A 6,126-nucleotide genomic window follows, 5' to 3' on the forward strand; every position below is an offset into this window, starting at 1 on the left:
TCGTCCACCCCGGCGCCCAGCAGCGCCTCGGGCGAGGGGGCCACCTCGGCGCCGAACCGCTCGGCGGCGGCCCGCGCGGCGTCCGCGGACGGGTCGGCGACGACGAGCGAGCCGACGGCGTCGAGCCCGGAGAGGGTCTCGGCGTGGAAGGCGCCGATGCGGCCGAGGCCGAGGATTCCGATGCGCATGGGTTCCGCTGCTCCTTGTGTGTGGTGGCCGTCGTGGGACGCGGGCAGGGCGAGGGGGCTGCGCTCCCGCTCGCCGGCCGGCCCCGGTGTCACTCCTCGCCGCGCACGTCGACCCAGGACCGCCGCTCGGCCGACCGTGCCATCGCGTCCAGCACGGCCGCGCTGTGCACGGCGTCCGTCAGTGTCGCGCCGCAGGGGACGCCCTCGGCGATCGAGCGCAGGAAGCGGTGGGCCTCCACCACCTTCAGGTCGTCGTAGCCCATGGCGTTCGCCGCGCCCGGCTGGAACGCGGCGAACTCGCCGTGCCCGGGGCCGACGTGGACCGTGCTGACCGGCTGGTCCTGGTACGCCGTGCCCCGGCTGACACCCAGCTCGTTCATGCGGCGGAAGTCCCAGAACACCGCGCCGCGCGTGCCGTGCACCTCGAAGCCGTAGGCGTTCTGCTCGCCGACCGACACCCGGCACGCCTCCAGGACACCGCGGGCCCCGGAGGCGAAGCGGAGCAGGCAGCCGACGTAGTCCTCGTTCTCCACCGGGCCGGGCTCGCCGCCCGCGGCGCGCGCGTGACCGGCCGTGGCGGCGGTGGGACGGGCCCGCTCGGGCAGGAAGACCGCCGTGTCCGCGGTCAGGGAGACGATGTCGCCGAGCAGGAAACGGGCGAGGTCGGCGCCGTGCGAGGCCAGGTCGCCCAGCACGCCGCTGCCGCCGCGCGCCCGCTCGTAGCGCCAGGTCAGCGCCCCCTCGGGGTGGGCCGCGTAGTCGCTGAACAGGCGGAAGCGGGCATGCGTGACGGCGCCGATCTCGCCGGACGCGATCAGCTCGCGGGCGGTCTCGACGGCGGGCGCGTTGCGGTAGTTGAAGCCGACGGCACCCTGGACGCCGGCCCCGGCCACGGCGTCCGCCACCGCGCGGGCGTCGCCCGTGGTGAGGCCGACGGGCTTCTCGATCCAGATGTGCTTGCCGGCCTCCGCCATCGCCGTGCCGATCTCCCGGTGCAGGAAGTTCGGCGCGGTGATGCTGACCGCCCGGACGCGCGGGTCGGCGGCCACGTCGCGCCAGTCACGGGTGGCCGAGGCGAACCCGAACTGCGCGGCGGCCTCCTCGGCCAGGCCCGGCACCTCCTCGGCGACCGCGATCAGCTCCGGACGCAGCGGCAGCCGCGGATAGTGGTGCGGGACACGGGCGTACGCCCGGGTGTGCACGCGGCCCATCCAGCCGAATCCGACGACGGCGACACCGAGCGCTTCCACCATGCGAGCCCCTTGAGGACCGGTCCGTGAACTGTCCAGGCCACCCTGTGCGGACCGTCCGCATCATGTCAACCTTTTGACAGGACAAAGGGGGTCCGCAGGTTCACCCCAGGTTGATCGCGTACGCCTTGCGCAGCGTCTCGTGCACCGTCCACGTCGTCCGGTCGCCCTCGCGCAGGACGGCCAGGTCGCCCGGCCCGACCGTCAGCGTGGGGCCGCCCTCCACCTCGATGGTGGCGGAGCCGCTGAGCACGACGAAGAGCTCGTCCGCCTCGGTGTCGGTGACGACCCCGGGGGTGATCTGCCAGATGCCGCGCACCTGGCGTCCGTCCGCCGACTCCCAGACCACCTTGCCGGTGACCTCGGGACTGCCGGACACGATCTGTTCGGGGGAGAGGGGCTCGGGTTCGAGCTCGGCGTCGGGGACGTGCACAACGAAACTGTGGTTCATGCGGCGACGCTAACCGGGGCGGAGGGGGCCGCGGGGGCGACAGGGTGTGCCGTATCCGCGGGGGTGCACGGACACTTCGTCGCGCCTTTCGTCGTCTGTTGCCGCCTTCGCCGGGCTGCCAGCCGGCCGGGATATCTCAAACAAAATTGTTGACAATGTTGTTTGGCTAGATTTAGGTTCGACAGGCACTCACTCAGGGAGGGCAACCATGCCGAACCAAGCCCGTCCGAACACCGGGGAGCAGGCGAAACAGCTTGCGCTCGGGCAGTTGCGGCAGGCGATCCTGCGCGGCGAGATGGCACCGGCGCAGCGGCTGGTGGAGAACGAACTCGCCGAGCAGTTCGGTGTGACACGGGCCAGCATCCGGGCGGCGCTGATCGACCTGGAGGCGCAGGGACTCGTGGAGCGGATCCGCAACCGGGGTTCCCGGGTGCGAGTGGTGACCGTCGAGGAGGCGGTCGCCATCACCGAGTGCCGCCTGGTCCTCGAAGGGCTCTGCGCGGCGAAGGCGGCGGCCGCCGTCAGCGACGCGCAGGTATCCGAGCTCAAGGATCTGGGCACGGCGATGCGCAAGGCCGTGGCCGGCGGGGAACCGCTGACGTACTCGGACCTCAACCACGAACTCCACGCGAGGATCCGGGAGTTCTCCGGCCAGCTGACGGCCGTGGAGCTGCTGGAACGCCTCAACGCCCAACTGGTGCGGCACCGCTTCCAGCTGGCGCTGCGTCCGGGACGCCCGCAGCAGTCCCTGAGCGAGCATCTGGCCATGATCGAAGCGATCGAGGCCAGGGATCCGCAGGCGGCCGAGGCGGCCGTCCGCGCCCACCTCACCAGCGTGATCGAGGCGCTGCGCGACTGACACACGCACCGAGGCGGGCGTCACCTGTCCACCAAGGAGATTGCACCCATGACGCACGGCAACGCGCCCGCCGCCACCCCACGGTCGACACTCGTCGTCACCGCGCACGCGGGAGACTTCGTGTGGCGGGCCGGCGGCGCCATCGCCCTGGCCGCCTCGCGCGGGGAGAAGGTCACCATCGCGTGCCTGACCTTCGGCGAGCGCGGCGAGTCCGCCAAGGCCTGGCGGGAGGGGAAGAAGCTGGACGAGATCAAGGCGATCCGCCGGGCGGAGGCCGAGCAGGCCGCCGCCACGCTCGGCGCCGAGGTCCGCTTCTTCGACGCCGGGGACTACCCGCTGCTCGTCACGCCCGAGCTGACCGACCGGCTCGTCGAGGTCTACCGCGCCACCCAGCCCGACGTCGTGCTCACCCACCCGGTGGAGGACCCGTACAACGGCGACCACCCGGCCGCCAACCGCATGGCCCTGGAGGCCCGCGTCCTCGCCCAGGCCATCGGCTACCCGGGCGAGGGCGAGATCATCGGCGCCCCGCCCGTCTTCTACTTCGAGCCGCACCAGCCCGAGATGAGCGGCTTCCGGCCCGAGGTCCTCCTCGACATCACCGAGGTGTGGGACACCAAGCGCAAGGCCATGGAATGCCTCGGCGCCCAGCAGCACCTGTGGGACTACTACACCGACCTGGCCGTCCGCCGCGGCGTCCAGCTCAAGCGCAACGCCGGGCCCAACCTGGGCCTGGCGCACCGCACCATGGCCGAGGCGTACATGCGCCCGTACCCGCAGATCGCACAGGAGCTGGCATGAGCGGCGTCGTCGTCACCGGTCCGCCGAAGGCCGGCGCGGAGGAGGTCGCTGCGCTCGCCGGGTACGGCGTGGCCACGATCAGCGAGGCCATGGGCCGCACCGGGCTGCTCGGCCCCGGCATCCGCCCGGTCCAGCAGGGCGTACGGATCGCGGGCACCGCGGTCACCGTGCTCAGCTGGCCCGGCGACAACCTGATGATCCACGCCGCCGTGGAGCAGTGCGGCGAGGGCGACGTCCTGGTCGTCACCACCACCTCACCCTCCACGGACGGCATGTTCGGCGAGCTGTTCGCCACCGCCCTCCAGCGGCGCGGTGTGCGCGGACTGGTCATCGACGCGGGCGTCCGCGACACCCAGGAGCTGCGCGAGATGGGCTTCGCCGCCTGGTCCCGCGCCGTCTCGGCGCAAGGCACGGTCAAGGCCACTGGCGGCTCGGTCAACGTGCCGGTCGCCGTGGACGGCCAGGTGATCCGCCCCGGTGACGTGATCGTCGCCGACGACGACGGTGTCGTGGTCGTCCCGCGCGAGCGGGCCCGCCACGTCGCCGAGGCGTCCGAGGCCCGCGAGAAGAAGGAGGCCGCCTCCCGTGCCGCCTTCGTCGCGGGTCAACTCGGCCTGGACCGCTACGGATTGCGCGGGAAGCTGGAGCGGCTCGGCGTCACCTATCGGTCGTACGACGAGTACACCGCCGGGGAACAGCCGTGACCGGTCCCGAGGAGGTGCGCTGCACACTGATGCGCGGCGGCACCTCCAAGGGCGCCTACTTCCTCGCCGGGGACCTGCCCGCAGACCCCGGCGCCCGCGACGACCTGCTGCTGCGCGTCATGGGCGGCCCCGACCCGCGCCAGATCGACGGCCTCGGCGGAGGGCACCCGCTGACCAGCAAGGTCGCCGTGGTCTCCCGCTCGGACGACCCGGTGGCCGACGTCGACTACCTGTTCCTCCAGGTCGCCGTCGACCGGCCCGAGGTCACCGGCCGGCAGAACTGCGGCAACATCCTCGCCGGGGTCGGCCCGTTCGCCGTCGAGCGCGGGCTGGTCCCCGCCGGGGACGACGAGACCTCCGTGCGCATCCGCATGCTCAACACCGGCGAACTCGCCGTCGCGAGCTTCCGCACGCCGGGCGGGCGCGTCGAGTACACCGGGGACGCCGGGATATCGGGCGTGCCGGGCACGGCGGCCCCCGTCGTCATCGAGTTCCCGCAGGGCGCCGGCCCGCTCCTGCCCACCGGCAACGCCCGCGACACCGTCGCCGGCACCGAGGTGACCTGCGTCGACAACGGCATGCCGGTCGTCCTGATCCCGGCCGGCGCGCTGGGGGTCACCGGGTGCGAGACGCCCGGCGACCTGGAGGAGGACGTGACGCTCGCCGACCGGCTCAGAGAGATCCGGCTGGAGGCCGGACGCCTCATGGGCCTCGGCGACGCCGAGGACGCCACCGTCCCCAAGCTGACCCTGCTCGCCCCGCCCCAGGGCGGCGGCGCGGTCACCACCCGCACCTTCATCCCGGTGCGCTGCCACACCTCCATCGGCGTCCTCGGCGCCGCGAGCGTGGCGGCGGGACTGCGTATCCCCGGCGGGGTGGGGGAGGGCATCGCCGAACTCCCCGCGTCCGGCGACCGGTTGCGCGTCGAACACCCCACCGGGTTCCTGGAGGTCGACGTCCGCCTCGACCCCGGACCGCTCGTGGTCCGCCGTACCGCCGTCGTACGCACCGCCCGCAAGATCTTCGACGGCACCGTCTTCCCCCGCTCCGCCGGGACGGCACCGCTGCCCGTACAACGCCCTGGAGGCCACCATGACTCCGCCGCTCGGTGACATCGCCCACGTCGGCCACGCCCAGCTGTTCACGCCCGACCCGGACGCGAGCACCGCCTTCTTCACGGACTACCTGGGCCTGACGGTCAGCGGCCAGGACGGCGACTCGGTCTATCTGCGCACCTACGACGACTACGAGCACCACAGCCTGGTGCTCACCGCCCGCGAAACCCCCGGGCTCGGCCGGCTCGCGCTGCGCACCTCGTCCGAGGAGGCCCTTCAGCGCCGGGTGGCGGCCCTGGAGGCGGCCGGACGCACCGGCACATGGGCCGAGGACGAGCCCGGCATCGGCAAGCTCTACCTCACCACCGACCCCGACGGGCACGAACACGCCCTGTACTGGGAGAGCGAGCACTACCGGGCGCCCGACGAGCTGAGGCCCGCGCTGAAGAACCAGCCGCAGGCCAAGCCCAACCGGGGCGTTGGCGTGCGCCGCCTGGACCACGTCAACTTCCTCGCCGCCGACGTCCTCGCCAACGCCGAGTTCCAGGAACAGCTCCTCGGCGCCCGGCCCACCGAGCAGATCCGGCTCGACTCCGGGCGGATCGCGGCCCGTTGGCTGACCTTCACCGACAAGTCGTACGACGTCGTCTACACCGAGGACTGGACCGGCTCCTCGGGCCGACTGCACCACATCGCCTTCGCGGCCGACACCCGCGAGGACATCCTGCGCGCCGCCGACCTCGCCATCGACAGCGGCGTGTTCATCGAGACGGGCCCGCACAAGCACGCCATCCAGCAGACCTTCTTCCTGTACGTCA

8 protein-coding genes are annotated in these 6,126 nt (G+C 72.7%); 5 read left to right on the forward strand and 3 right to left on the reverse strand.

Annotated features, from left to right (window positions below):
* The 3 genes from GTW67_RS17015 to GTW67_RS17025 all read right to left on the reverse strand — a co-directional run.
* On the reverse strand, positions 1-188 hold a 188-nt coding region (locus tag GTW67_RS17015; RefSeq protein ID WP_161165673.1), incomplete at its 3' end, for a Gfo/Idh/MocA family oxidoreductase.
* Between the two features lie 89 nt (positions 189-277).
* The gene (locus GTW67_RS17020; RefSeq protein WP_161165674.1) at positions 278-1,441 is read right to left on the reverse strand and encodes a Gfo/Idh/MocA family protein; all 1,164 of its coding nucleotides are present in this window, start codon (positions 1,439-1,441) and stop codon (positions 278-280) included.
* Positions 1,442-1,541: 100 nt separating this feature from the next.
* The gene (locus tag GTW67_RS17025) at positions 1,542-1,889 is read right to left on the reverse strand and encodes a cupin domain-containing protein (RefSeq protein WP_161165675.1); all 348 of its coding nucleotides are present in this window, start codon (positions 1,887-1,889) and stop codon (positions 1,542-1,544) included.
* A 208-nt stretch (positions 1,890-2,097) separates the two neighbouring features.
* Here GTW67_RS17025 and GTW67_RS17030 point away from each other — a divergent pair, with 208 nt between their 5' ends.
* The 5 genes from GTW67_RS17030 to GTW67_RS17050 form a co-directional block, all read left to right on the forward strand.
* Positions 2,098-2,748 carry a GntR family transcriptional regulator gene (locus tag GTW67_RS17030; protein WP_161165676.1) on the forward strand — a complete coding sequence of 217 codons (651 nt, stop codon included), beginning with the start codon at positions 2,098-2,100 and terminating at the stop codon, positions 2,746-2,748.
* Positions 2,749-2,796: 48 nt separating this feature from the next.
* Positions 2,797-3,549, forward strand: coding sequence for a PIG-L deacetylase family protein (locus GTW67_RS17035; RefSeq protein WP_161165677.1), 753 nt, complete (start codon positions 2,797-2,799; stop codon positions 3,547-3,549).
* Positions 3,546-4,253 (forward strand): 4-carboxy-4-hydroxy-2-oxoadipate aldolase/oxaloacetate decarboxylase, encoded by a 708-nt coding sequence (locus tag GTW67_RS17040; protein ID WP_161165678.1) that lies wholly within the window; start codon positions 3,546-3,548, stop codon positions 4,251-4,253. The genes GTW67_RS17035 and GTW67_RS17040 overlap by 4 nt, the downstream gene beginning before the upstream one ends.
* Positions 4,250-5,365, forward strand: a complete 1,116-nt coding sequence (locus GTW67_RS17045) for a 4-oxalomesaconate tautomerase (protein ID WP_346010677.1) — start codon at positions 4,250-4,252, stop codon at positions 5,363-5,365. The genes GTW67_RS17040 and GTW67_RS17045 overlap by 4 nt, the downstream gene beginning before the upstream one ends.
* Positions 5,346-6,126: VOC family protein (locus GTW67_RS17050; protein ID WP_161165679.1), on the forward strand; the 781-nt coding region annotated here is incomplete at its 3' end. The genes GTW67_RS17045 and GTW67_RS17050, both read left to right, overlap by 20 nt.

Source organism: Streptomyces sp. SID5910, from assembly GCF_009862125.1.
GTDB lineage: Bacteria > Actinomycetota > Actinomycetes > Streptomycetales > Streptomycetaceae > Streptomyces.

What these genes read in the sequence shown, in the direction of transcription:
- GTW67_RS17025 (WP_161165675.1), bottom strand. Translation starts at nt 1,889, where the DNA reads ATGAACCACAGTTTCGTTGTGCACGTCCCCGACGCCGAGCTCGAACCC.
- GTW67_RS17035 (WP_161165677.1), top strand. Translation starts at nt 2,797, where the DNA reads ATGACGCACGGCAACGCGCCCGCCGCCACCCCACGGTCGACACTCGTC.
- GTW67_RS17030 (WP_161165676.1), top strand. Translation starts at nt 2,098, where the DNA reads ATGCCGAACCAAGCCCGTCCGAACACCGGGGAGCAGGCGAAACAGCTT.
- GTW67_RS17040 (WP_161165678.1), top strand. Translation starts at nt 3,546, where the DNA reads ATGAGCGGCGTCGTCGTCACCGGTCCGCCGAAGGCCGGCGCGGAGGAG.
- GTW67_RS17020 (WP_161165674.1), bottom strand. Translation starts at nt 1,441, where the DNA reads ATGGTGGAAGCGCTCGGTGTCGCCGTCGTCGGATTCGGCTGGATGGGC.